General features: G+C 67.6%; 24 protein-coding genes and 1 other RNA gene. 13 read left to right on the forward strand and 12 right to left on the reverse strand.

Annotated elements, in window-relative coordinates; genetic code table 11:
* Window positions 1–32: 32 nt before the first annotated feature.
* The 10 genes from ACERNI_RS13145 to tkt all read right to left on the reverse strand — a co-directional run bounded on the left by ACERNI_RS13145 (window position 33) and on the right by tkt (window position 12,226).
* Window positions 33–1,055, reverse strand: a complete 1,023-nt coding sequence (locus ACERNI_RS13145; RefSeq protein ID WP_448833725.1) for a peptidoglycan -binding protein — start codon at window positions 1,053–1,055, stop codon at window positions 33–35.
* Window positions 1,055–2,146, reverse strand: a complete 1,092-nt coding sequence (locus ACERNI_RS13150; RefSeq protein ID WP_448833726.1) for a flagellar motor protein MotA — start codon at window positions 2,144–2,146, stop codon at window positions 1,055–1,057. Before ACERNI_RS13150 ends, ACERNI_RS13145 begins: the two co-directional genes overlap by 1 nt.
* A 358-nt stretch (window positions 2,147–2,504) precedes the next feature.
* The gene (locus ACERNI_RS13155; RefSeq protein WP_448833727.1) at window positions 2,505–3,320 is read right to left on the reverse strand and encodes an inositol monophosphatase family protein; all 816 of its coding nucleotides are present in this window, start codon (window positions 3,318–3,320) and stop codon (window positions 2,505–2,507) included.
* 293 nt (window positions 3,321–3,613) lie between these two features.
* On the reverse strand, window positions 3,614–4,804 hold the full coding sequence (locus tag ACERNI_RS13160) for a tetratricopeptide repeat protein (protein WP_448833728.1): 1,191 nt from the start codon (window positions 4,802–4,804) through the stop codon (window positions 3,614–3,616).
* On the reverse strand, window positions 4,801–5,427 hold the full coding sequence (locus ACERNI_RS13165; protein ID WP_448833729.1) for a thiamine phosphate synthase: 627 nt from the start codon (window positions 5,425–5,427) through the stop codon (window positions 4,801–4,803). The genes ACERNI_RS13160 and ACERNI_RS13165 overlap by 4 nt, the downstream gene beginning before the upstream one ends.
* 475 nt (window positions 5,428–5,902) lie before the next feature.
* A complete protein-coding gene (locus tag ACERNI_RS13170) occupies window positions 5,903–6,919 on the reverse strand; it encodes a class I fructose-bisphosphate aldolase (protein ID WP_448833730.1) in 1,017 nt (338 codons plus the stop codon).
* Window positions 6,920–7,071: 152 nt separating this feature from the next.
* The gene (locus ACERNI_RS13175) at window positions 7,072–8,265 is read right to left on the reverse strand and encodes a phosphoglycerate kinase (protein WP_448833731.1); all 1,194 of its coding nucleotides are present in this window, start codon (window positions 8,263–8,265) and stop codon (window positions 7,072–7,074) included.
* 5 nt (window positions 8,266–8,270) lie between these two features.
* Window positions 8,271–8,663 (reverse strand): hypothetical protein, encoded by a 393-nt coding sequence (locus ACERNI_RS13180; RefSeq protein ID WP_448833732.1) that lies wholly within the window; start codon window positions 8,661–8,663, stop codon window positions 8,271–8,273.
* Between the two features lie 260 nt (window positions 8,664–8,923).
* Complete coding sequence (gene gap, locus ACERNI_RS13185; protein WP_448833733.1) at window positions 8,924–9,931, reverse strand: type I glyceraldehyde-3-phosphate dehydrogenase; 1,008 nt, start codon at window positions 9,929–9,931, stop codon at window positions 8,924–8,926.
* Window positions 9,932–10,210: 279 nt separating this feature from the next.
* A complete protein-coding gene (gene tkt, locus ACERNI_RS13190) occupies window positions 10,211–12,226 on the reverse strand; it encodes a transketolase (protein ID WP_448833806.1) in 2,016 nt (671 codons plus the stop codon).
* Between the two features lie 349 nt (window positions 12,227–12,575).
* Between tkt and ACERNI_RS13195 the strand changes: the two genes are divergently transcribed.
* From ACERNI_RS13195 to ACERNI_RS13215, 5 genes are all read left to right on the forward strand, one after another.
* Window positions 12,576–12,854: a DUF4164 family protein gene (locus tag ACERNI_RS13195; protein ID WP_448833734.1), complete on the forward strand. Its 279-nt coding sequence runs from the start codon at window positions 12,576–12,578 to the stop codon at window positions 12,852–12,854.
* 2 nt (window positions 12,855–12,856) lie between these two features.
* Window positions 12,857–13,276 (forward strand): cell division protein ZapA, encoded by a 420-nt coding sequence (locus ACERNI_RS13200; protein ID WP_448833735.1) that lies wholly within the window; start codon window positions 12,857–12,859, stop codon window positions 13,274–13,276.
* A gap of 161 nt (window positions 13,277–13,437) precedes the next feature.
* Window positions 13,438–13,590, forward strand: a non-coding RNA gene (gene ssrS, locus ACERNI_RS13205) — 6S RNA.
* Between the two features lie 77 nt (window positions 13,591–13,667).
* Complete coding sequence (locus ACERNI_RS13210) at window positions 13,668–14,300, forward strand: 5-formyltetrahydrofolate cyclo-ligase (protein WP_448833736.1); 633 nt, start codon at window positions 13,668–13,670, stop codon at window positions 14,298–14,300.
* Between the two features lie 171 nt (window positions 14,301–14,471).
* Window positions 14,472–15,296: a TIGR00282 family metallophosphoesterase gene (locus ACERNI_RS13215; protein WP_448833737.1), complete on the forward strand. Its 825-nt coding sequence runs from the start codon at window positions 14,472–14,474 to the stop codon at window positions 15,294–15,296.
* 132 nt (window positions 15,297–15,428) lie between these two features.
* Here the strand turns inward: ACERNI_RS13215 and ACERNI_RS13220 are convergent, their stop codons facing one another.
* Window positions 15,429–16,139, reverse strand: coding sequence for a Dps family protein (locus ACERNI_RS13220; RefSeq protein WP_448833738.1), 711 nt, complete (start codon window positions 16,137–16,139; stop codon window positions 15,429–15,431).
* Between the two features lie 639 nt (window positions 16,140–16,778).
* Between ACERNI_RS13220 and ACERNI_RS13225 the strand changes: the two genes are divergently transcribed.
* The 5 genes from ACERNI_RS13225 (at window position 16,779) to ybgC (ending at window position 20,525) form a co-directional block, all read left to right on the forward strand.
* Window positions 16,779–17,531 carry a YebC/PmpR family DNA-binding transcriptional regulator gene (locus ACERNI_RS13225; protein ID WP_448833739.1) on the forward strand — a complete coding sequence of 251 codons (753 nt, stop codon included), beginning with the start codon at window positions 16,779–16,781 and terminating at the stop codon, window positions 17,529–17,531.
* A 133-nt stretch (window positions 17,532–17,664) separates the two neighbouring features.
* Entirely contained in the window at window positions 17,665–18,195 is a 531-nt protein-coding gene (gene ruvC / locus ACERNI_RS13230) for a crossover junction endodeoxyribonuclease RuvC (protein ID WP_448833740.1), read from the forward strand.
* Window positions 18,192–18,815 (forward strand): Holliday junction branch migration protein RuvA, encoded by a 624-nt coding sequence (gene ruvA / locus ACERNI_RS13235; RefSeq protein ID WP_448833741.1) that lies wholly within the window; start codon window positions 18,192–18,194, stop codon window positions 18,813–18,815. The genes ruvC and ruvA overlap by 4 nt, the downstream gene beginning before the upstream one ends.
* A gap of 116 nt (window positions 18,816–18,931) precedes the next feature.
* Window positions 18,932–20,071 (forward strand): Holliday junction branch migration DNA helicase RuvB, encoded by a 1,140-nt coding sequence (gene ruvB / locus ACERNI_RS13240; protein WP_448833742.1) that lies wholly within the window; start codon window positions 18,932–18,934, stop codon window positions 20,069–20,071.
* Window positions 20,072–20,075: 4 nt separating this feature from the next.
* The gene (gene ybgC / locus ACERNI_RS13245; protein ID WP_191319157.1) at window positions 20,076–20,525 is read left to right on the forward strand and encodes a tol-pal system-associated acyl-CoA thioesterase; all 450 of its coding nucleotides are present in this window, start codon (window positions 20,076–20,078) and stop codon (window positions 20,523–20,525) included.
* 90 nt (window positions 20,526–20,615) lie between these two features.
* Here the strand turns inward: ybgC and ACERNI_RS13250 are convergent, their stop codons facing one another.
* Window positions 20,616–21,551, reverse strand: coding sequence for an outer membrane protein (locus ACERNI_RS13250; protein ID WP_448833743.1), 936 nt, complete (start codon window positions 21,549–21,551; stop codon window positions 20,616–20,618).
* Window positions 21,552–21,831: 280 nt separating this feature from the next.
* Here ACERNI_RS13250 and ACERNI_RS13255 point away from each other — a divergent pair, with 280 nt between their 5' ends.
* From ACERNI_RS13255 to ACERNI_RS13265, 3 genes are all read left to right on the forward strand, one after another.
* On the forward strand, window positions 21,832–23,037 hold the full coding sequence (locus tag ACERNI_RS13255; RefSeq protein WP_448833744.1) for an ABC transporter substrate-binding protein: 1,206 nt from the start codon (window positions 21,832–21,834) through the stop codon (window positions 23,035–23,037).
* A 430-nt stretch (window positions 23,038–23,467) separates the two neighbouring features.
* Window positions 23,468–24,181 carry a protein TolQ gene (gene tolQ / locus ACERNI_RS13260; protein ID WP_191319159.1) on the forward strand — a complete coding sequence of 238 codons (714 nt, stop codon included), beginning with the start codon at window positions 23,468–23,470 and terminating at the stop codon, window positions 24,179–24,181.
* Between the two features lie 25 nt (window positions 24,182–24,206).
* Complete coding sequence (locus ACERNI_RS13265; protein WP_448833745.1) at window positions 24,207–24,659, forward strand: ExbD/TolR family protein; 453 nt, start codon at window positions 24,207–24,209, stop codon at window positions 24,657–24,659.
* Window positions 24,660–24,661 lie beyond the last annotated feature (2 nt).

Consider the following 24,661-nt stretch of genomic DNA (forward strand, 5'->3'; position numbering starts at 1 on the left):
CGGTGGGTGGAGGCGGGTTTCCCGAAAACGCCTCAGCGCTCCGTCAGCTTCATCTCGATGCGGCGGTTGCGGGCGCGGGCCTGGTCGCTGTCGCCCAGCTCCAGCGGCTGGTATTCGCCGAAGCCGGCTGCCAGCAGGCGTTGCGGCGGCACGCCCTTGCCGGCCAGATATTGCACCACGGCGATGGCGCGGGCGGCGGACAGGTCCCAGTTGCTCCTGAACTGGCCGGCGCCAGACAGCGGCCGGTCGTCGGTGTGGCCATCGACGCGCAACACCCATGGAATGTCGGCGGGAATGGTGCGGGTCAGCTCGGTGATGGCGCTGGCGATCTTGTCGAGTTCGGCGTGGCCGCGCGGGCTGAGCGTCGCCGAGCCGGTGTCGAACAGCACCTCCGACTGGAAGACGAAGCGGTCGCCAACGATGCGGATGTCGTCGCGCTCGCCGAGAATCTGGCGCAGGCGGCCGAAGAAGTCCGACCGGTAGCGCGCCAGCTCCTGCACCCTTTGGGCCAGCGCTACATTGAGCCGGCTGCCGAGGTCGGCGATGCGGGCCTGGCTTTCCTTGTCGCGCGCCTCCGAGGCGGACAGCGCCTGCTCCAGCGCCGCCAGCTGGCTGCGCAGGGCGGCCATCTGCTGGTTCAGCAATTCCACCTGTGACAAAGCGTTGGCGGAAATCTGCTTCTGCGCGTCCAGTTCGCCGGTCACCGCGCCAAGGCGGCCGGCCGCGCCGGCGGAACCGTCGGCAAGGCCCTGCAGGCGGGTTTTCTCGGCGTCGAGCGCGGCGAGGGAGCTGCGCAGCCGGTCAAGTTCCAGCAACTGGCTGCGGCCGCGGGACTTTTCCAGCGCCAGCAATTCGGTCAGCTCTGAAATCTGCCGGTTAAGCCGGGTCAGGGCGGAATCCTTGCCGCTGATCTCCTGACCCAGATAAAACTGGAGCATGGCGAAGATCGACAGCATGAACACCACGGCCAGCACCAGCGTCGACAGGGCGTCGACGAAGCCGGGCCAGTAGTCGAGGGTGCGCCGCTCGCGGCGGCCGCGCGATAGCTGGGCCATCACTCGGATCCGGAGCGCAGGCGCAGCAGATGGTCGAGCGAGGCCTGGATGCGGCGCTGCTGCTCGGCCTGGGATTCCACCCAGTCGCGGATCAGTTGCTGCTCGCGGCGCATGTTCTGCACCAGGTCGGTAATGCCGTCGGCGAGGCGGCCAATGGCCGGATCGGGCTGGGGCGCGGCGCCGGGGCGTCCGGCTTCGCGCTCATGGGTTGCCGCATCCGCCGCCTGCCTGGCGGCTTCCTGCGCGGCGCGTCCGTGGCTGGAGAGGCTGTGGGCGGCGTTGACGAGGGCGGCGGTGGCGGCGGCGATGTTCTGGTTGAGCTGGCCAAGCTCCCCCAGCAACGCGCCGGAGGGCTCGCCGTTCTCATCGATCGGCGAGGACGCGAGGCCATGGGCCAGCCACTCTTCCAGGCCGTTGTAGAACCGCCCCTGGGCCTGGCCCAGTTGCAGGTCGAGAAAGCCCAGCACCAGCGAGCCGGCCAGACCGAACAGCGAGGACGAGAACGAGATGCCCATGCCGGAGAGCGGCGCGGCGAGACCGGCCTTCAGTTCCTCCAGCAACACCCCGGCCTCGCCGCCGCCGCGCATGGCCTTGATGACCCCGCCAACGGAGCTGACGGTCTCCAGCAGGCCCCAGAAGGTGCCGAGCAGGCCAAGAAACACCAGCAGGCCGGCAAGATAGCGCAGGATGTCGCGGGCGTCGTCGAGGCGGAAAGCGATGGAGTCGAGGATTGCCCGCATCAGCGTGGCGTTGAGCGGGGTTTTCTCGTCCGCCAGCATGGCGGCGACCGGGCGCACCAGCGATGGCGGATTGCGGCCGGGCCGCAGCTGCTCGCCAGGGCGGCGGCTGGCCCAGTGGGCGTTGATCCAGCCGGAGGCGATGAACAGCCGGAAAACCTGGGCCAGCGCCAGCACGACGCCGACCACGAGACAGACGCCGATAAGGCCGTTCAGGCCTGGATTGTTGAGAAACGCGGCGCGCACCGGCTGTTGCAGGATCCAGGTCAGGAACCCGACGAGGATCAGGAACACCACCATGCGCACGAGATGGATGCGCGGCGTCCGGACTATGGTCTGATCGGTCCCGTCCATTACGCCCTGGCCTCCATGGTTCCGCGCGCGACGCTGGTCGCGACGCGGGGCGATGTAACCACGCTCCGCCGTGATGCGCGACCCGTCGCGGCCGAACTCACCGGAATTTTTCGCAAGGCGCGCCCGGTTGCCGGCGGCGCGAACCCGCGCCGCGCGCGCCGTTCCTGTCGCGCCCGCCACAGGTTCGTTGCTACATGATTCACGGTCCTGGCCGCCCCCTGGTCATCCGGGCACGGCCGTGTCCGGATGGGCCGGTTGACTTTTGGCTGGTGCAGCAATGGTCTGGCGCAACAAAAAACCCTCCGGCGCGGCCGGAGGGCTGGTCATTCAGGTTGTGGCAGGGGGCCGGATCGGCTGCTCAGGCGCCTTTGGCCGCCGAGGCCGGATTGGCGCGGCGGATGACCTTCAGCAACTCGCGGTGCATGTATTCGTTGCCGCAGGCGACTGAGCCGGCGCCGGCCGGATCATCGCCGCCTTCCGGATCGGAGGCGAAGCCGCCCGCCTCGCGCAGGATGCACAGGCCGGCCATCATGTCCCACGACTTGAGGTTGCGCTCCCAATAGGCGTCGGCGCGGCCGGCGGCGACATAGCACAGGTCGAGCGCGGCCGAGCCCTGGCGACGGATGCCGGCAAAGTTCACCATCATGTGCGACAGCTCGCGCAGGAAGCGCTCGTGGTCGCCGCGGCCGATGTGCGGGATGCCGCACAGCAGCACGGCCTGGTCCAGCGACTGGCGGCCCGCGACGCGCAGGCGACGGTTGTTCAGGAAGGCGCCCTTGCCCTTCTCGGCGATGAACCATTCATCGCTGATGGGGTTGTAGACCACGCCGGCCACCGGCTGGCCATCGCGCTCCAGCCCCACCGAAATGGCGAAGTGGGGCAGGCCGTGCAGGAAGTTGGTGGTGCCGTCGAGCGGATCTACGTGCCAGCGGTGGGTGGCGTCGGAGCCTGCGATGACGCCGCCCTCCTCCAGCACGAAGCCGTAGCCGGGGCGGGCCTTCTCCAGGGCGGCGCGCAGGATGTCCTCGGCCTTGCGGTCGGCCGCCGAGACGAAGTCGCCCGGGCCCTTGCGGGAAACCTGCAACTGCTCGACCTCGCCGAAATCGCGTTTCAGCGACTTGGCCGCCTTGGCTACCGCGTCGGTCATGACGGTCATCAGGGGGGAACGGATCATGGTGCGGGCTCGTTCAGGTCAGGCGCCGCGAATGAGCGGCGCCGCATTGCCAGGGCATTCCGGTGAAACCAGCTCACGTGGGAATACGCTATCGATAGGGTGGCGCATCGTCCAGGCGCGGGGTGGAAGCCACCTTTGCCGGAGACGCTCCGATGGTCCGGCCAAAACACAGGATGCCTCCGGACGGCGCGGCGAAAGCCCGCCCAGAGGAATCCGGCGCGGACCGGAATATGTTGGGGACGACAGATTGAGAACCATGTGCCCCGCGCGCGGCGAGGCGTCAAGCACCGGAATTACTGGGTGGCGCCAACCAGCGGCTCCCGGTGCTTCGCGGCGAAGGCTTCCGCCTTGCTGCGCTCGGCCGGGGTCAGGCCCTTCAGCGCTTCGTCGAGCCAGGCGTCGTCCAGGCCCTGACCGGAGGCGAGCAGGTGCCAGCCGGCGGCCTCGATCAGGTTGCGCGGCGCGCCGCGCCCGACGGTGAGCAGGCGGGCGATGCGGTTCTGGGCCACGGCGTTGCCGTCGAGCGCCGCCTTCAGGAACAGCCGCGCCGCGCCGGCCTCGTTTTTGTGCACGCCATTGCCGTTGAACAGGGCGATCGCGTATTCGACCTCGGCCGCCAGCAGCCGGTTCTCCGCCGCCTGTCGCAACAATTGCGTGGCGCGGATATCGTCCGCCGCCGTTCCGCGCCCCTTCCGGTACAGCGTGGCGAGCATGTATTGCGCTTCGGGCGTCTCGGCGTCGGCGGCGCGTTGCAGCAGTTTCACGGCCTCGCGGTCGGCCTCCGGGGAGCCGGCGGACAACCGCAGCAGCGCCAGATTGTAGTTGGCGAACGCATCGCCCGCCGCGGCGGCCTTTTCCAGCAGGCGCCTGCCTTCGGTCTCGTCCTTGTCGACGCCGCGACCTTGCAGGGTCATCATGGCGAGGGAAAACGTCGCCGCCGCCGAGCCGGCCCTGTCAGCTTCCGCGTACCAGTGCGCAGCCTTCGCCAGGTCGAGCGGCGCGCCGAGGCCGCGCTCATACAACAGGCCGAGCAGGGTCGCCGCCGCCCCGTCGCGCGGATTGGCTTGCAGCCGCGCTTCGGCCTCTTTCATCGCCGTGGCGTAATAGCCGCGCTGGTAGGCGCCGTAGGCGATGTCGGCGCCCGGCGCCGGCGTCAGCTTCGGCGGCGTTTTGGTCCTGGCGCGGCCCGGCTCCGACAGGCCCGCGTCGGCGAGGCCGGCATCGATGGCGCTGGGCAGTTGCGGGCCGTTGACCAGTCGCTCGCCCGCCACCGGCGCCGGCGGCGGCGCCGGCTGGGTGAAGGAGGGCGCGCCTGGCTGGCCAGGCTGCAGGGAAGGGCGGGGCAAGGTGACGCCATCTGACGGCAGCACCGGCACCTGGGCGCCCGAGGGCGCCTCAAAGGCCCTCTGGGCGGCGGCTGGGGCGGCGGAGCCGAGCGCCAGCGCCAGGAGGACGGCCGCGCCAGAAAGTTTGCGCGCTGTCATGCGGTCGCGACCTCCGTGCTTGCCAGAATTTGCAACGCCTGCCGCACCGTGTCGGCCACGTCGCCGTCAAACGCCCAGGGGCCGAGGGCGACGAACTCCGCGCCCGTGGCGGCGAGGGGCCCGACCTGATCCAGGGAGCCGGCGCAGGCGACGCAGGGCGTGGCGAAAACGCCGGCCCACCATTCGGCCTGCTCCAGCGTGGCGTTGTCGTCCTGGCCGGAGCCGCCGAACATCAAATAATCGACATTGGCTTCGCCGGCGATCATGGCGTCGTGGCGCAACTCGGCGCCGGAGATGCCGACGCCGACCACACGATCCGGCTGCAAGGTTTCCAGCGCCAGCTCCAGGGTTTCCTGATCGGGCGCGGTGAGGTGCACGCCGTCGGCGCCGCCGCGCACCGCCGCCTGGGGCGAGGCGTCGACCAGCACCGCCGCGCCGTGCTGCTGGGCGACGGGCGCGAGTTGCTTGATCCGGTTGATCTGGGTGCGGTCATCCGCCGGGGCGAGGCGCAACAGCAGGGCGGCCGTCTCGCCGGCGCCGCATGCGGCGTCAAGCACAGGCGCAAAGGTCGCGGCGTCGCTGACGACCGGGGTGACGAGATAGAGGCGGGCGGTGTCTGTCATCGATCGTGTTCCAGAAGCATTGTCGGGCGAAGCAGGCCAGAAGCGGTGGGCGCTGCGCTGGAAAATGCTTCATTTCGGGAGCCAGGGCAAAATTCCGGTCCGGCCGGTTCAACCCTGATAGCATTCTTCGCCCGCCAGATGCATCCGCCAGCGGGAGACTCTGGCGGACTGGCGGGCGGATGCAATGGTGCTCCATGAACGGCAAACAAGGCGGAAATGGCGCCGGGCATCTGGTTTGGGCGTGGAGGTCTGGCGATGGCTGCCTTGATTGACCGTCATGCGCGCTGGCGGTCATCTGCAATCCGTGACCTGGTCGGAGTAGCTGGCGGCGGCCCCTGATGGCCAACAAAAAACCCGCTCCAGAGCCCAAGAAAAAACCGCGCGAGAGCCAGAAAAGAAAAACCCGCGCCGGAGCGCGGGTTCTTGGGAGCAGCCGGCGGGCGATGACGCGCCGCCGGATCCGGTGGTCAGGGAATCAGCCTTCCAGGCCCTTGTTCCACTCACCCTTCGAGGCAAGGCCGTTCATGCGGGCGCGGTGGGCGAAAGCCTGCTGGGCGGCCGCGACGTTCTCCTGCTTGCCGGCCCAGGCCTTCTGCGGGGCGGCTTGCAGGGCGCGGCCGTAGCTGAAGGTCATCTTCCAGGGGAAGCCGCCGAGCTTGTTCATGGCGTCGAGGTGCGCGGTGGCGTCGACGTCGCTCTGGCCGCCCGACAGATAGGCGATGCCCGGCACGGCGGACGGCACGGTGCGCTTCAGGACCTTGATGGTCTCCTCGGCGACCTGCGCGACCGAAGCCTGCTGCGGGCACTTCTTGCCGGAGATGATCATGTTCGGCTTCAGCACGATGCCTTCCAGCGCCACGCGGGCGTAGAACAGCTGCTGGAACACTTCCTTCAGCGTCCACTCGGTGACTTCGGCGCAACGCTCGATGGTGTGGTCGCCGTCCATCAGCACTTCCGGCTCAACGATCGGCACGATCTGCGCTTCCTGGCACAGGGCGGCGTAGCGGGCCAGGGCCTGGGCGTTGGCGTTGATGCAGTTCCAGCTCGGGATGCCCGGAGCGATGTCGATCACCGCGCGCCATTTGGCGAAGCGGGCGCCGAGCTTGTAGTACTCGGCCAGACGCTCGCGCAGGCCGTCGAGGCCTTCGGTGATGGTTTCGCCGGGGCTGAACGGCAGCGGCTTGGCGCCGGCGTCGACCTTGATGCCCGGGATCGAGCCGGCCTGCTCGATGATGCGGGCCAGCGGCGTGCCATCCTTGGCGTTCTGACGCAGGGTCTCGTCATAGAGAATGACGCCGGAGATGTTGTTGGTCATCGCATCGGTGGCGCGGAACATCAGCTCGCGATAGTCGCGGCGGCTCTCTTCCGTCGACTCCACATTGATGGCGTCGAAGCGCTTCTTGATGGTGCCGGAGCTCTCGTCGGCGGCCAGGATGCCCCTGCCGGGCGCGACCATCGCTTCAGCGACCTTGTTCAGTTCAGCAAGATTCATTGTGTGTCCTCCGGAGGATCGGGGGGCCGCGCCGTCGCCTGGCGGCGTGTGGGCGTCCCGGTCGTGGTGCGGAAGCGCCAGCCCCCTGGCGCGTCCGGTTGATGGAATTTTCGATGCGTGGGCCGTGGGAGAACCCACGCGCCTCACGAAAATCAGGCCTTGCGCAGGGCTTCGACGCCAGGCAGCTCCTTGCCTTCGAGCCACTCGAGGAAGGCGCCGCCGGCGGTCGAGACATAGCTGAAATCATCCGCCGCGCCGGCGTGATTGAGCGCCGCGACGGTGTCGCCGCCGCCCGCCACCGACATCAGCTTGCCCGCCTTTGTGCGCGCCGCCGCATGCTGGGCGGCCGCGACGGTGCCGCGATCGAACGGCGCGATCTCGAAGGCGCCGAACGGGCCGTTCCACACCAGGGTGGCGGCGTCGTCGATCACCGCGCGCACCCGGTCGATGGACAGGGCGCCGACGTCGAGGATCATGCCGTCGGCCGGAATGGCGTCGACGCCATAGGTCTGTGACGGGGCGCCCGCGGCGAACTCCTTCGCCACCACGGCGTCGACCGGCAGCACGATGGCGCAATTGGCCTTTTCGGCGGCGGCGAGAATGCGCAGCGCGGTGTCGGCCAGGTCCTTCTCGGCCAGCGACTTGCCGACCGCCAGGCCCTGGGCGAGCAGGAAGGTGTTGGCCATGCCGCCGCCGATGATCAGCGCGTCAACCTTGCTGACCAGGTTTTCCAGCAGGTCGATCTTGCTCGACACCTTGGCGCCGCCGACAACGGCGACGATGGGGTGCACCGGCTTCTCCAGCGCCTTGGTCAGGGCCTCCAGTTCAGCCTGCATGGTGCGGCCGGCGTAGGCTGGCAGCACGCGGGCGAGGCCCTCGGTGGAGGCGTGGGCGCGGTGGGCGGCGGAGAAGGCGTCGTTGACGTAGATATCGCCGCTGGCGGCCAGCGCCCTGACGAACTCCGGGTCGTTTTTCTCTTCGCCCGCATGGAAGCGGGTGTTCTCCAGCAACAGAACCTGGCCGTTGGCCAGCTTCGCCACGGCGTCAGCGGCGGCGGGGCCAATGCAGTCGTCGGCGAAGGCGACGTCCTGGCCGAGGTGGCTGGCGAGGGCGGCGGCGATCGGCTTCAGGCTGTCCTTCTCGCTGCGCTGGCCCTTGGGGCGGCCGAAATGCGCGAGCAGGATGACCTTGCCGCCAGCCTTCACGATTTCCTGGATCGTGGGCAGGATCCGCTCAATGCGGGTGGCGTCGGTGACGCGGCCGTTCTCGACCGGAACATTCAGGTCGACGCGCAGCAGAACGCGCTTTCCGGCAAGGTTCGCGTCATCGAGCGTGCGAAATGTCATGGAGCTTATCCTGTCAGTCCAAAGCGCTGGACAAGGGCGATGAGGGCCGCGGCGATCACGCCAGCCAGAATGGCGGCGACGATCAGCGAAGGGAAGCCAGGCAGCATGCGCAGGCGGGAATAGACCCGATCGACCGATTCCTGGCTGGCCAGCACGCCGGTGACGCCGGTGTTGTGCTCGATGCGGTCTTCCATGCGCAGGACCTGCGCCTCGGAGCGGGCCAGCTTCTCCTCGATGCGGGCGAGCTTGTCCTCAAGCCTGGCCAGCTGGTCGGCGGAAGCCGGCGCGATGTCGGCGCTGGCGGCCTTCGCGGAAGCCTCGGGCTTCGACGCGGGCGTGACGGGAGCGGGGAAGGAGGGAGCCTCCGGTTCAACGCGGCTGGAGGAACTGGCGCTCATGGGTAGTCTCCTGGGTTCCTTGCGGCGGCGGATCAGATCGCGCCAGTTGAGGCGCCTTCCGGCGGAGCGGGTCGCCCGGCGTCCGGAAAACGCGTCACTTCAAAAAGATAGCGCCTTCGCAGGTCAGGCTGGTCCGGCGGGACCTGTTGCCCGGCTGCCTGGCGATCTTGCTGTTGCCCCCACGCCGGGCGGCGGCGCCCGGCGTCCCCGAAAGACGTCTGGCGCGACCGCAGGGTCGCGCCAGATTGCCTTGATGGTGATCAGATCAGCTTCGCCATGGCGACGGCGGTGTCGGACATGCGGTTGGAGAAGCCCCACTCATTGTCGTACCAGGACATCACGCGCACCAGGTTGCCTTCCAGCACCTTGGTCTGGTCGATGTGGAAGATCGACGAGGCCGGATGGTGGTTGAAATCGATGGAGACGTTCGGCTCATCGGTGTAGGCCAGCACGCCCTTCAGGGCGCCGTTGGCGGCGGCCTTGATGGCGTCGTTGATCTCGGCGACCGAGGTGGCCTTCTTGGCGATGAACTTGAAGTCGACGACCGAGACGTTCGGGGTCGGCACGCGCACCGAGGTGCCGTCCAGCTTGCCGTTCAGCTCCGGCAGCACCAGGCCGACGGCCTTGGCGGCGCCGGTGGAGGTCGGGATCATCGACAGGGCCGCCGCGCGGGCGCGGTACAGGTCCTTGTGCATCTGGTCCAGCGACGGCTGGTCGTTGGTGTAGGCGTGGATCGTGGTCATGAAGCCCTTCTCGATGCCGACGAGGTCGTTGAGGACCTTGGCGACAGGAGCGAGGCAGTTGGTGGTGCACGAGGCGTTCGAGACCACGATGTGGTCCTTCGTCAGCTTGTCGTGATTGACGCCGTACACCACGGTCAGGTCGGCGTTGTCAGCCGGGGCCGACACCAGCACGCGCTTCGCGCCAGCCTTCAGGTGGGCCGAGGCCTTGTCCTTCGAGGTGAAGATGCCGGTGCACTCGAAGGCGACGTCGACGTTGAGGGCGGCGTGCGGCAGCTCGGCCGGGTCGCGCACGGCGGTGACCTTGATGGCCTTGCCGTTGATGACGATGTTCTCGCCGTCAACCTTCACGTCGGCCGGGAAGCGGCCGTGCACGGAGTCATAGCGCAGCAGGTGCGCGTTGGTTTCCACCGGGCCCAGGTCGTTGATGGCCACGACCTCGACGTCAGTGCGGCCGGACTCGACGATAGCGCGCAGCACGTTGCGGCCAATGCGTCCGAACCCGTTGATGGCAACCCGAACCGTCATCTTGAAACTCCTCGTCCTCTGGGCGCTCCGGAGCGGCGCTCCGGGCGGATCAGGGCAAAACCCGGGGCAATCAGCCGGATTTTGCTATATCCCTTTGATTTTATGCATTTTCTTTGGGCGATGAGCCTGAAAATGCCTTGTCTGCCTGGCGCCTTGCCTGTGGAGCCCCTTTGGGGGAGCGCCATCACGAAATGTCGCGCCTGGGTATCCTGCGGCCAATGCCTTCAAAAGGCGGCGCCGAATCAGAACGGCCGCCATATAGCGGCCGTCCCGGTCAGATCAGGCGTTGCGGCGCTTCAATACGGCGTCCACGACGGCTTCGGCGGTGATGCCGAAGTTTTTGTAGACTTCCTTGTACGGCGCGCTGGCGCCGAAGCTCGACATGCCGACGAAGCCGCCGTTCTCGCCAATCACCGCGTCCCAGCCGAAACGTACGCCGGCTTCAACAGCCACGCGCACCGGCGCATCGCCGATCACCGCCTTGCGCACGTCCTCCGGCTGCTCAAGGAAGACGTCGAGCGAGGGCACCGAGACGACGCGGGCGGCGACGCCCTGGGCCTTGAGCTGCTCGCGGGCGGCCATGGCCAGCTCCACTTCCGAACCGGAGGCGAAGATGGTGGCCTCGGCCTTGCCGCCTTCCGCCGGGGCCAGCTCATAGGCGCCGGCCGCGGAAAGGTTGTCCTGCACGTGATCGTGACGGACCTGCGGCAGGTTCTGGCGCGACAGGGCCAGCAGGGTCGGGCCGCTGGTGCGCTTGATGGCGATCTGCCAGGCTTCCGCCGTCTCCACCGTGTCGGCGGGGCGGAACACGGCGAGGTTCGGCATGGCGCGCAGCGAGGCCAGGTGCTCCACCGGCTGGTGGGTCGGGCCGTCTTCGCCAAGGCCGATCGAGTCATGGGTCATGACGTAGATCGCCGGGATCTCCGACAGGGCGGCGATGCGGATCGACGGCCGGCAATAGTCGGTGAAGACGAAGAAGGTCGCGCCGGCCGGGCGGAAACCGCCATGCAGGGCCATGCCGTTCATGGCGGCGGCCATGCCGTGCTCGCGAATGCCGTAATGGATATAGCGGCCGGCGAAATCGCCGGGGCTGATTTCCTTCAGGTTCTTCGTCTTGGTGTTGTTGGACGGCGTCAGGTCCGCCGAGCCGAGGATCAGCTCGGGAACAGCGACGGTCACCGCCTCAAGCGCGATCTCGCTGGCCTTGCGGGTGGCGACGGTCTGGGGATTGGCGATGAGGTTACGCTTCAGGCCGTCGATGGCGGTGTCGAAACCGGCCGGAACGACATGGTTGACGCGGCGTTCGAACTCGGCGCGGCGCGTCTCCGGCTGGGCGGCGAAGCGGGCGGTCCAGGCCTGGTGCACGGCGCTGTTGCGGGCGCCGGCGGCGCGCCAGGCGCCCAGAATGTCATCGGGAATCTCGAACGGGCCGTATTCCCAGCCGAGCTGCGCCTTGGCGGCGGCCAGCTCCGCTGCGCCCAGCGGTTCGCCATGGGCCTTGGAAGTGCCGGCGCGGTTCGGCGAGCCGAAGCCGATCACGGTGCGGCAGGCGATCAGGGTGGGGCGGTCGGAGGACTGCGCCTGGTCGATGGCGGCGGCGATGGCCTCCGGATCGTGGCCGTCGATGCGCATGGCGTTCCAGCCAGCCGCCTCGAAACGCTTCACCTGGTCGACGGAATCGGCCAGCGACAGCGGACCGTCGATCGAGATGCCATTGTCGTCGTGGAAAACGATCAGCTTCGACAGCCTGAGATGGCCGGCAAGGGCGATCGCCTCCTGGCTGACGCCTTCCATCAGGTCGCCGTCAGAGGCCAGCACATAGGTATGGTGGCTGACGAGGTCATCGCCATACTCGGCGGCCAGCATGCGCTCGGCCAGCGCCATGCCGACCGAGGTGGCGATGCCCTGGCCGAGCGGGCCGGTCGTGGTCTCGACGCCGGCGGTGACGAAATTCTCCGGGTGGCCCGGGGTCGTCGAATGCAGCTGGCGGAACTTTTTGATGTCCTCGAGCGAGACGCTGTCATAGCCGGTCAGATACAGCAGCGCGTACAGCAGCATCGAGCCATGGCCGGCGGACAGCACGAAGCGGTCGCGATCCGACCAGTTCGGGGCCTTCGGATCAAATTTCAGGTAGCGCGTGAACAGCACCGTGGCGATGTCGGCGGCGCCCATGGGCAGGCCGGGGTGGCCGGAATTCGCCTTGTCGACGGCGTCCATGGCGAGCGCGCGGATCGCGTTCGCGAGGCGACGGTGTTCAACGGAATGGGTCATCTGGACGTCCGGTTGCGGCTGGATCTGGCTGGACGCGCCGCCTGCGGAGGACCGTCAGGACGCGCGCGGGCTAGATAGCACCTGCTGGACGCGAGTCAATGTAAGCGCTGGTCAATCACGCGCAAAGCAGGCGATCCGCGCCATATGACGCAAGGACATGGCGAAAACCTGGCGCGATGGGCCGCTCCAGGGATTCGGCGCGCCAGGATGGCGGCGGGGCCGCCTTGCCTGCTTTTTTTGGCGGGCGGCGGGGTCCGCCGCCATCGCGCGCGTATTTCGCGCATGTATTTGCGGGACGCACGCGCATCCCTTTTGCATCCGCGCCGGCTCAGGGGATATAAACGGGCGGCAGGCGAAGCAAAGCGCGGAGACCATGAATCTCAACGAGGCCCTGAAACGACTGGACGCGGCGCTGACGGCGCTGGAAGCGGCGGCGGCCCGCCGCGCCGAAGCGGACCGGCGCACCATCGACATCGAGACCGAACTGTCGCTGATGCAGGACGACAGGGCGCGGCTGGCCGTTGATCTGGACGGGGCCATGGCGCGGCTGGCCCGTTTGCAGGCCGCCGCATCGGACGTGGAGGACCGGGTGGAGCGGGCGATCGGCGTGGTGACGGCGGTGCTGGCCGCCGATGAACGCGGGGAGGCCTGACCATGGCGCAGCTCAATGTTTCCATCGCCGGCAAAATCTATCGCATGGCCTGCGCCGACGGCGAGGAAGACCACCTTGCCGGGCTGGCGGCCGAGTTCGACCGCCGCGTCAGCGACATGCAGCAGGCCTTTGGCCAGATCGGCGACCTGCGCCTGCATGTGATGGCGGCGCTCACCGTGCTCGACGAACTGCAGGAGGCTCGCAAGCGGCTTTCCGAACACGATGCGGAAATGCGCGCCGTGCGCTCGGCGCTGGCCGGCGGCGACCAGCGCGTGGCCGATGCGGAGGGCCAGGCGGCGGCGGCGCTGATCCGGGTCAGCGAGCGAATCGAAAGCCTGGCGCGGGATCTCAACCCCATGTCGGTGTCCGGCGGGACCGGGGCGGCGACCCCCGCCTTCGCGGTGACGCCGCCGGGCGACTGACGCGGCGGCCCTGGCTGGCCCGGCGCGCGCCGCAAGGGCAGGACCTCGCAAGGTCGCCGCTGCAATGATGCCGTCGCCGCGATGTCGCAGGCCCGCAGAATTGTGGGCGCCGGCGTGGCGATGCTCTGGAAAAAGTGGTTGGCGCAGCCTATTTTGCTGATGCGGGGCTGTGAGGCCCGACAGGAGCATTTCCCCGGGGCCTTAACGATCCCAAGGGAGCTGTACCTGCCCAGGTCCGTGGACCTGGGCATACGGCGCCCACCTACTTTGTAGGTTTCCCGGGATCGCACTCCATCGGCCATTGTGGCTCCGCACTTTATTTTTTTTGCGCGCGTACGCCCTGATCATATGGGACGTGGCCAGCTCTGGCGTTGCGCTTGACCGCAGGCCCATGACGCAACCGTCAGCAAATCCCGCAACGCCGCCGGACGCCGCCAGCACCCCCAAGGCCCTGCTGCGCGAACGGGCGCGGACGATCCGCGACGCCATTTCCCCTGCGGAGCGCGCGGCCGCCTCTCGCGCCATCGCCGCGCGCTTCATGGCCCAGGCGCAGGACCTCATGCAGGCGCAGGACTTGCACGTCGACGGCGTCATTTCCGCCTATTGGCCCATCCGCAGCGAAATTGACCCGCTGCCGCTGTTGCAGGCCCTGGCCGCCGCCGGCTTCGCCACCAGCCTGCCGGTCGTCGCCCACCCCACCTTGATGTTCCGGCTCTGGCGCCCGGGCGATCCGCTCGTTGACGCCGGCTTTGGCACGCGCGGCCCTGGCCTGGAAGCGCCGGAATGCGCGCCGGCGCTGGCGCTGGTTCCCTGCCTGGCGTTCGATCGGGCCGGGGGGCGGCTGGGCTATGGCGCCGGGCATTTCGACCGGGCGCTGGAGCGGCTGCGCGCCGCGGGCCCCGTGCGGGCCGTGGCCCTGTCATTTGCCGCCCAGGAAGTCGCCAGCACGTTCAGCGAGCCTCACGACCAGCCGCTCGACGCCATCGTCACCGAACGCGAGCTGATCCGGCCGTCGCGGGCCTGACCGGAACGGACCTGATCCTGCGTTGTTGCGCCCGCCGGCTTTTCTGCCGCCGCGCTCATGCTATGGAAGACAGGTACGGGAGCCTGTTCCGCCTTCATGATGAGAGGTGGTTTGGTTGCCTGGCGTTGTCGCTGCGACGCCATGCCAGGCGCAACCGGGTGTGGAGGCGTCATGCGTTTGCTGTTTCTGGGGGATGTCTGCGGCCGGGTTGGCCGGCAGGTGGTGGCTGACCGTCTGCCGGGGCTGCGTTCGCGCTGGTCGCTGGACTGCGTGGTGATCAATGGCGAGAATTCCGCCGGCGGCTTCGGCATCACCGAGGCTATCTGCGACGGCCTGCTCGACGCCGGCGCTGATGTGGTGACCCTGGGCAATCACGCCTTTGACAACCGTGAGGCGCTGGTGTTCGCCGAGCGGCAGCCGCGCATGGTGCGTCCCGCCAATTTCCCGCCAGGCACCCCGGGCCGGGGCGCCACCATGATCGAAACCGCGTCCGGTCATCGCGTCATGGTGATGAACCTGATGGGCCGGATTTTCATGGAAGCCCTGGACGACCCGTTCGCCGTGGCGGAGCGGGAGCTGGCCTCCTGCCCGCTGGGCGAGGCCTGCGACGCCATTGTCATCGATTTCCACGCCGAGGCGACCAGCGAGAAACAGGCGTTCGGCTATTTCGTCGATGGCCGGGCCACGCTGGTGGTGGGCACCCACACCCATACGCCCACCGCCGATCACCGCATCCTCGCCGGCGGCACCGCCTATCAGTCGGACGCCGGCATGTGCGGCGACTATGACAGCGTCATTGGAATGCAGAAGGAAGAGCCGGTGCGCCGCTTCCTGCAGAAGACGCCAGGCAGCCGTTTCGAGCCGGCCGAGGGTGAGGCGACCCTGTGCGGCATAGCGGTTGAAACCGATAGCCGCACCGGGCTGGCCATCCGCGTCGCGCCGGTGCGGCTGGGGCCGCATCTGGAAGAGGCGGTTCCGGCGTTCTGGGAGCCGTAAGCCGGGCCGGAAAACCGCCAGGTCAAAAAACCGTCTGGTCGTTGCACGGCCAGGTGAGCGCGAAATCCGGCCGGGCATGCACGGATTTCGCGCCAGCTTTTTCTGGCTGGCGCGCGCCGCGCCGGAGCCGTTCTAGCGCCCGTCGCGATCCGGCGTGCGCGCCGCCTCGAACAGGAACCAGGTGCGGCGCTCGGCGGTGTCGATAAAGTTCTCCAGCACGCTGGTGGTGGCGCAGTCGTCGTGGTCGCTGGCGACCGCATGGGCCTTGCGCAATGAACGGATCAGCGTCTTGTTGTCGTTGACCAGTTCGCGCAGCATGTCTTCGGGCGCGACATATTCGGCGTCATTGTCCTGGATGGTGGACAGCCGGGCGATGTGGCCGATCGAGCGCAGGCTGGTTCCGCCAATCTTGCGGGCGCGCTCGGCCAGTTCATCGGTGCTGGCGTAGATCTGTTCCGACTGCTCGTCGAGCATGAGGTGGTAGTCGCGGAAATGCGAACCACTCATGTGCCAGTGAAAATTCTTGGTTTTCAGATACAGCGCGAAGGTGTCGGCCAGCGCCACCTTGAGCGCGTCGCTGATGGCCAGTACGGCTTCTGGCGCGAAGTCGGATGGCGTGTCGAGGCGGTTGGAGCCCGCGTCGCGGGTCGGCAGGGAAGCGGCTTTTGCAGACGCCGCCGGCATTTTGGCTGCCGCCGCCGGCTTTTTGACTGTAGCGGCCGGCGGTTTGGCCGCCGCCGCCGCCGGTTTGGCGGCTGCCTTGCCCGGGGCGTCTGAGCCAGACCTTGCGACTGTGGAGCCGGGTTTTGTTGCGGCGCCGCGCGGGGTTGCTGTTCTGGCCATGTGCGTCCTTCTCCTTCCCGTCGTGTCAAACAGGGCGCCGCCGGATTACTGGCGGTTTTCCAGGCCATCCCTTGCCGCCTGATCTGCTCGGGCCTGGCTTGGGCTGGGCGGCGGCGCCATGGTGCTCCGGGCGTGCGCCTGCTGGCTCCGTCCGTCGCCGGGCGTGGCTGCTGCTGCCCCGCCGCGATAATACTGGCAAAAGCTGTTGCGCAGCAGGTTGTTCCATGGCCGCCCGTTCAACTTCCCGCGCGTCGCGGCGAGGGTTGCTCGCGAGGGAAATTGCCCGCCGCCGGGCTGATTGCGCCCTGGGCGTCACAGGGCGCTTTTCATCAGGCGCCGCCTGGTCTTATAAGGACGCCATCAGGCGCGCCGTTCATGCGGCGGCGCTATCGTGTATCTGTGGCCTGCGGACAGGCAGTCCGGGCCGGTCGTTCCGGCGGTCCGGCATGAGCGGTGAAACCGTCTCCTGGCCTGACAGGTTTGAAGGCGAAAGATGGCCGGGGTCACTCGCCGGCGTTTCGCGCCAATATTTGTTTTCGACGGGTTATGTCAGGCCTTGCGGCGCCCGCTTTGCCTGACGCTATTGCTGACAGGTGGGCCGCCGGCTGAGCCGGGCCCCGGAAGGGATGACGAGGTCACATGGCCGGACATTCGCAGTTCAAGAACATCATGCACCGCAAGGGCAAGGCGGACGCCGCGCGCTCGAAGCTGTTCTCCAAGCTGGCGCGCGAAATCACCGTCTCCGCCAAGCTCGGCATGCCGGACCCGGCGATGAACCCGCGCCTGCGCGCCGCGGTTCTGGCCGCCCGCGCCGAGAACATGCCCAAGGACAATATCGAACGCGCCATCAAGAAGGCGCAGGGCGGCGACTCGGAGAACTATGAAGAGATCCGCTACGAAGGTTACGCCCCGGGCGGCGTCGCCGTCATCGTCGAGGCGCTGACCGACAACCGCAACCGCACCGCCTCCGACGTGCGCTCGATCTTCACCAAGGCCGGCGGCAGCCTGGCCGAGACCGGCGCCGTGTCGTTCATGTTCGACCGTGTCGGCGTGATCGAGTTCGATGCGAAGGTTGGCGACGCCGACGCCGTTCTGGAAGCCGCCATCGAGGCCGGCGCCGATGACGTGTCGTCCTCTGACGACGGTCACGAAATCATCACCTCGCAGGAGGGCCTGCATGAGGTGGCCAAGGCGCTTGAGGCGTCGTTTGGCGACGCCCGCAAGGCGGCGCTGACCTGGCGGCCGCAGAACACCGTCGCGGTGGACGATGAGGCCGGCGAGAAGATTCTCCGGCTGATCGACAATCTCGATGGCCATGACGACGTGCAGAACGTCTATGGCAATTTCGAACTGTCCGACGCGCTGATCGCGAAGATTTCCGGCGAAGACTGACCGGTCCGCCGGCGCCTGCGGCAGTCGCGGCAAGGGCGGCAGGCGATGCAAGAGGGGAGGGCGGTCCGTTCCGGGCCGCCCTTTTTTGTGTGCGTTGACTGGATGTTCATAGTTTGTTCGGTCTAAATGAACCATGACCACCGCAGCGATTCGCATACTCGGCATTGATCCCGGCCTGCGCCGCACCGGCTGGGGCGTGATCGCCTCTGTCGGCACGCGTCTGAGCTTTGTCGCCTGCGGTTGCGTGCGCTCCACCGACAGCGCGGAGCTGGCCCTGCGGTTGCGCGAACTGCACGACGGCCTCGCCGACGTCCTGGCCATGTGGGAGCCGGACGAGGTGGCTGTGGAGGAGACGTTCGTGAACAAGGATCCCCAGTCGACGCTCAAGCTCGGCCAGGCCCGCGGCGTCGCCTTGCTGGCGCCGGCGCTGTATGGCGCGCCGGTGTCGGAATATTCGGCCAACAAGGTCAAGAAGACGGTGGTGGGCGTCGGCCACGCCGAAAAACGCCAGGTGGAGGCGATGGTGCGGGTGTTGCTGCCGAAAGCCACGCCGGAGACCGCCGACGCCGCCGACGCGCTGGCGGTGGCGATCACCCACGCCCAGCACCGGGGCGCGGCGCAGCGGCTGGCGCGCGTCGCCTTGCTGGCGGGGAGCGCGCGATGATTGGCAAGCTGAAAGGCATCGTCGACAGCTTCGGCGAGGATCACGTCATCCTCGACGTGCAGGGCGTCGGCTATGTGGCCCACTGTTCCGCCCGCACCCTGCAGACCATGCCGCGCGCCGGCGAGGCGGCGACCCTCTCCATCGAAACCCATGTGCGCGAGGACATGATCCGCCTGTATGGTTTCCGCTCCGACCAGGAGCGGGAATGGTTTCGCCTGCTGCAGAACGTCCAGGGCGTCGGCGCCCGCGTGGCGCTCGGCGTGCTTTCCGTGCTGGAGCCGGCGGCGTTGACCACGGCGGTGGCCATGGGCGACAGGGCGGCGGTGGGCCGCGCCCCTGGCGTCGGCCCCAAGCTGGCGGCGCGCATTGTCGCCGAGCTGAAGGACAAGGCGCCGGTGTTTGGCCATGTTGATTTGGGCGCGGCGCGGCTGGCGGCGAATGTGACGGAAGGCGCTGCCCCGGGCGCGGCGGCGGATGCGGTTTCGGCGCTGGTCAATCTGGGCTATGCCCAGCCCCAGGCGGCGACCGCCGTGGCCGCCGCCATGCGCGAAGCCGGAGAGGACGCCGAGGCGCGCACGCTGATCCGCCTTGGCCTGAAGCAATTGGCGCAAGGCGCTTGACCGCGCCCGCCGGGGCGCTGCGCCTGTTTGACAGGACGCATCGTTCTGATGTGAGGCGCGGGCCCGCCCGTCCGGACATGCGCGAGGCCGGGGATGGCCGCTGAAGTGGAAAAACGATGAGTGGAACGGGCGGCAGGACCGGCAAGGGCGCGCCACGCGGAGCAGGCGGCTCCCGGAGCAGGGGCGCGCCGCGCGCCGCCGACGTCGAGGACGCGCCAGAGCGCCTGGTCTCGGCCGAGGCGCGCGATGAGGACGGCGAGGGTTCAATCCGCCCGCTGGCGCTTGAGGAGTTCATTGGCCAGGCCCAGGCGCGCGCCAACCTCGACGTGTTCATCCGCGCCGCCCGCACCCGCAACGACGCGCTGGACCATGTACTGTTCGTCGGCCCGCCCGGGCTGGGCAAGACGACGCTGGCCCAGATCGTTGCCCGCGAACTCGGGGTCAATTTTCGCTCCACCTCTGGCCCGGTGATCGCCCGCGCCGGTGACCTTGCGGCGCAGCTGACCAATCTCGAAGAGCGCGACGTGCTGTTCATCGACGAGATTCACCGGCTCAATCCGGCGGTGGAGGAAATTCTCTATCCGGCGATGGAGGACTACCAGCTCGACCTGATTATCGGCGAGGGGCCGTCGGCGCGTTCGGTCAAGATCGATCTGCCGAAGTTCACCCTGGTCGGCGCGACGACCCGGCAGGGCCTGTTGACCACGCCGTTGCGCGACCGTTTCGGCATTCCGATCCGGCTGCAATTCTACACGGTGGCGGAACTGGAGCTGATCGTGAAGCGCGGCGCCAGGGTCATTGGCGTCGGCATGAGCGACGATGGGGCCAATGAGATCGCCCGCCGCGCCCGGGGCACCCCGCGCATCGCCGGACGCCTGCTGCGACGCGTGCGCGATTTCGCCGTGGTTGGCGGCGCCGATCGGGTGACGCGGGAGATCGCCGACCGGGCGCTCAGCCTGCTCGACGTGGATTCCATCGGCCTTGACCTGATGGACCGCAAATATCTGCGAATGATCGCCCTGTCGTTTGGCGGCGGCCCCGTCGGCGTCGAGACCATCGCTGCGGCCCTGTCGGAGCCGCGCGACGCCATCGAGGAAATCATCGAGCCCTACCTGATCCAGCAGGGCTTCGTGCAGCGCACGCCGCGCGGTCGCCTGTTGACGCCGCACGCTTTCCGGCATCTGGGGCTTGCGGAACCGGCCCCTGGCGCCGCCCAATACGCGCTGTTTCGGGATCAATCGGAAGAAGAGGCGTGAACCGATGAATTCGGCTGCGGAAAACAGCGGGCTGGAGCCAGCGTGCGGTGTCGTCGTCGATGGCCGGCACCTGTTGACCGTGCGGGTCTACTACGAGGACACCGACTTTTCCGGCATCGTTTATCATGCCAATTATCTCAGGTTCCTTGAGCGCGGGCGCACGGAATCATTGCGCGCCATCGGCGCCAACCAGTCGGTGATGCTGGCGGCGGGCGGCCTGTTCTTCGCCGTGCGCCGCATGACCATCGACTGGAAGCTGCCAGCGCTGATGGACGACGTGCTGACCATTGAAACCCGCACCCGCGAGATGCGCGGCGCCTCGATGATTATCGACCAGCGCATCCTGCGCGATGGCGTCGAGATCCTGACCGCCGAGGTGCGCGTTGCCGCCATCGTTGGCGGCAGGCCGGCGCGGATTCCTGACGAAATCCGCACGCTGCTTGGCGGCGACTGACGGCGGCAGCCGTGGCCCTCGGGTCAGGCCGCCGCGCCGCGGGCATGGCGTTCAGGCCGGCGCGGGGAGCCCGGGCGCCAGCCCAACGGCTCATGGCTGCCAGAAGGCGTAGTTCAGGCTGATGTTGACGGCGTGATTGACGGTCGAGGCCGCATGGGAGCCGAGTCCGACGCCGGTGTAGACGAAGCCGTTGGACGGGTTGACGAACGGTGCGAAAAAGTGGTCGCGGGTCCGGCGCGTGCGGGAATAGACGTAAGTGGCGTCGATGAACCAGTGGTCGTCCAGCCGCCAGATGACGCCGGCCGTCGCGGCGAGGCCGTAAGTCCAGCGGGATTTGGCGAAATTGACCGGCGCGCCGGTAATGTCCTGACGGTTGCCGTTGATGTCGGCGAAGCCGATGACGCCATTCATCTCGCCGCGGGTCTGCGACAGACTGGGGCCGGCGCCGCCATACAGGGCGATGCGGCCAAAGCTGTAGCCCGCCACCGGCAACAGGGCGAACTGGTGTTTCAGCGACACCTTGTACTGGCGCACAAGCAGATTGCCGGCGAAGGTCGCGCCAGGATCGTTGCTCTGGAAGCCGCCGCCCTGCGGCACCAGCGCATTGCGGGCGTCGCCATCGGCGCCAACGTAATTGTAGGTGGCCCTGACGCCCCACAGCCAGGGCGAACCGCCGATCGATCCCATGTAACCGATCTGCCCCACCGGCGCGAAGGCGTTGCGCTCACGCAGGGGCACGCCGGTTCCGCCCGTGGCGTAGCCGGTCGCGGCCAGGACGCCGTCGCGATACACCTCCGACAGGCCGGTGGCGTAAATGCCGCTGTGGCGCGGGCTGAAGTGGTTGTAGCCAGCGCCGGCGCCGATGAAGAAACCGCCTGCTGGCGTCGCCGCCTGTGCGGGGGCGGGCGGCGGCGTCATTTCGGCGGCGCTGGCGGTGACCGCAGCGAGCGTGATCGCCAGCGTGGCGGTGGCGGCCTGCAGCAGGCTGTGGCGCGTGCGGGAAGGGGCGCGGCGTAGACTGGGCATGTTGGTCCTGTGCGGGAATCAAGAGGTCCCGCATTGTGACGTCCGCTGCGTCAGGGGCTGCGCCATGTTCATGGCATGCCTGTCTGTTCCATGGCGCCCATGCCATGGCGACCATGGATTGCGATGGCCAGCGCGAGCGGTTGCCCTGCGTGGCGTTCCGGCCGCTTGCAGAAATGTTCGAACGCGTTATGAGTTTTTCCAGCAGACGCCAGGGGCGGTGCGGCCGGGGCGCGTTCCGGGCTGATCCGTTTCTCCAGAGCGTCGGTAAGGGAGAGAAACTGTGACGCGTTATTTGACCCGCACGCTGGTTGCGGCGGCCCTGGCCTGTGCGCCGGCTTTCGCTATCGCCGCCGAGAAGAAATACGATCAGGGCGCCACGGATACGGAAATCCGCCTTGGCCAGACCATGCCCTATAGCGGTCCCCTGTCCGCCCATGGCATTCAGGGCCGCACCGAGGTCGCCTATTTCCGCAAGCTCAATGAGGAGCAGGGCGGCATTAATGGCCGCAAGGTCAATCTGATCTCGCTGGACGATTCGTTCTCGCCGCCGAAGACCGTGGAGCAGACCCGCAAGCTTGTGGAGCAGGACGGCGTGCTCGCCCTGTTCGGCTCCAGCGGCACCGCCGCCCAGTCGGCCGTGCAGAAATATCTCAACAGCAAGCAGATTCCGCAGCTGCTGGTCTCGACCGGCGCCAACAAGTGGAACCAGCCGAAGGCGTTCCCGTGGAGCACGCCGGCGTTCTTCCTCTATGGCACGGAAGGCGAGATCTTCGGCCGTTACGTCGCCAAGACGAAGCCGGAAGGCAAGATCGCCATCCTTTACCAGAACGATGACTTCGGGAAGGACTATGTCGCCGGCTTCAAAAAGGGCCTGGGCGACAAGGCGAAGAACATCATCAAGGAAGTGACCTACGAACTGACCGATCCGACCATGGACAGTCAGGTGCTGGCGGCGAAGAATTCGGGCGCCGACGTGTTCTTCAACGTCAGCCTCGGCAAGGCGACGCCGCAGATCTTCAAGAAGGTGCACGAGCTGAACTGGCAGCCGATGCATCTGGTGGTGAGCCCGTCGACCGGGCGCGTTTTCCTTGAGGCCGCCGGTCTGGACACGGTGCAGGGGATCATCGGAGCCACCGCCTACAAGCAGATGACCAGCCCGCGCTGGGCCAAGGATCCGGACGTCGTCGCCTACAAGGAGTTTCTGGCGAAGTATCTGCCGAACGAGGACAAGACCAACGAGATTGGCTTCGTCACCTATTCCTTCGCCCACGTGATGGCGCACATCCTGCGTGAGGCCGGCGATAACCTGACCCGCGAAAACATCCTGCGCGTCGCCACCAATCTGAAGAAGGTGCATGGTCCGGCATTGCTGCCCGGCAGTTCCTACAACACCACGCCGGATGACTACGTGCCGTTCAAGCGGCTGGAGCTGCAGCAGTTCAAGGGCAACGACTGGGTCGTTCTCGAAGAGATGACCGCCGAGTAAGCCCTTCGCCTTGTTCCATTGGCCATTTCATCGCCAGGCCTGCCCCCAACGGGGCAGGCTTTTTGTTTGCCTGATTCAGGCGGGACCGCTTCGTTCAGCCTGTCTTAACCATGTTCGGATTTGATGGCGCCAGGATGGCCACAGTCCGCGCCGCGGTTGGCTCTGTCATGGCAACTCCCATATGTGGCCCAGCTTTCGACAGAATCCGGGGTGAGGACACAGGGGCAACAAGGCGCCGTGATGCAACCGGCGCCGCAACTGGTCAGGTCATGCATCCGCCCGGCGGAGCTGGCCGCCGGCGCGCCTCCGCTGTCGGGAGGCGCCCGGCCGGACAGGGATTCGCCTGTCTGACTGATGTGACGCCTTTTCTTCTTCGCGGAGTGCAGCGGCATTCCCGCGCGGAACATGTATCAGGCCGGAAGGAAGATTTATGAACCCCGTCGACGTAGCCCAGGTCGCCGCGCCGGTAACGGAAGTGTCGCTCTGGCACATGTTCTGGCAGGCGCATTTCGTGGTCAAGCTGGTGATGCTGGGACTTGCCGGCGCATCGGTCTGGTGCTGGGCGATCATCATCGACAAGGCGCTGCTGTTCCGCCGCACCCGAGAGGAAATGAACGCCTTCGAGGACAATTTCTGGTCTGGCCAGTCGCTTGAGGAGCTGTATCGCGCCGAAGCGCATGGGACGCCGACCGGCATGGCCGCAGTGTTCGTCGCCGCCATGCGCGAGTGGAAGCGCTCGTTCGAGGGCGCGGGACGCTCCATCGCCTCGCTGCCGCAGCGCATCGACAAGGTGATGGACGTGTCGATCCAGCGCGAGATGGAGCGGCTGGAATCGCGGCTGCTGGTGCTGGCCACCATTGGTTCGTCGGCGCCGTTCATCGGCCTGTTCGGCACCGTGTGGGGCATCATGACCTCGTTCCGCTCCATCGCCGCTTCCAAGAACACCTCGCTCGCGGTGGTGGCGCCGGGCATTGCCGAGGCGCTGTTCGCCACCGCCATTGGCCTGATCGCCGCCATTCCGGCGGTGATCGCCTACAACCGCTACCAGGCGGAGGCGGCGCGGGCGCAGACGCGCCTGGAAGGCTTCGCCGACGAGTTCTCATCCATCCTGTCGCGGCAGATCGACGAGCGGCACGCGGCCTGACCGCGACCGCCGGAAGGAGACAGGCATGGGTATGGGCATGGCTGGCGGAACAGGCGGCGGCGCCAGGCGCCGGCGCGGGGCGCGCAAAAGCGCAGGTTTCGCCGACATTAACATGACGCCGTTCATCGACGTGGTGCTGGTGCTGCTGATCGTCTTCATGGTCGCCGCGCCGATGATGGCGACCGGCGTGCCGCTGGATCTGCCGCAAAGCTCCGCTGCGCCGCTCAACATGGAGCAGAAGCCGGTGACGGTTTCGGTGGACGACCAGGGCCGCATCTTCATCGAGGACCGGCAATTGTCGGACGACACGCTGGTTCCGGCACTGCGCGAGGCGGCGAAGTCCGGCCCGGAAGAGCGCATCTATCTGCGCGGCTCCAGGAAGGTTGACTATGGCCGCATCGCCCAGGTGATGGGGCTGATTACCGCCGGCGGGTTCCGGAAGGTCGCCCTTGTCACCGAGCCGGATCAGAAGGGCTGAGC

Source organism: Camelimonas sp. ID_303_24 (assembly GCF_053543495.1).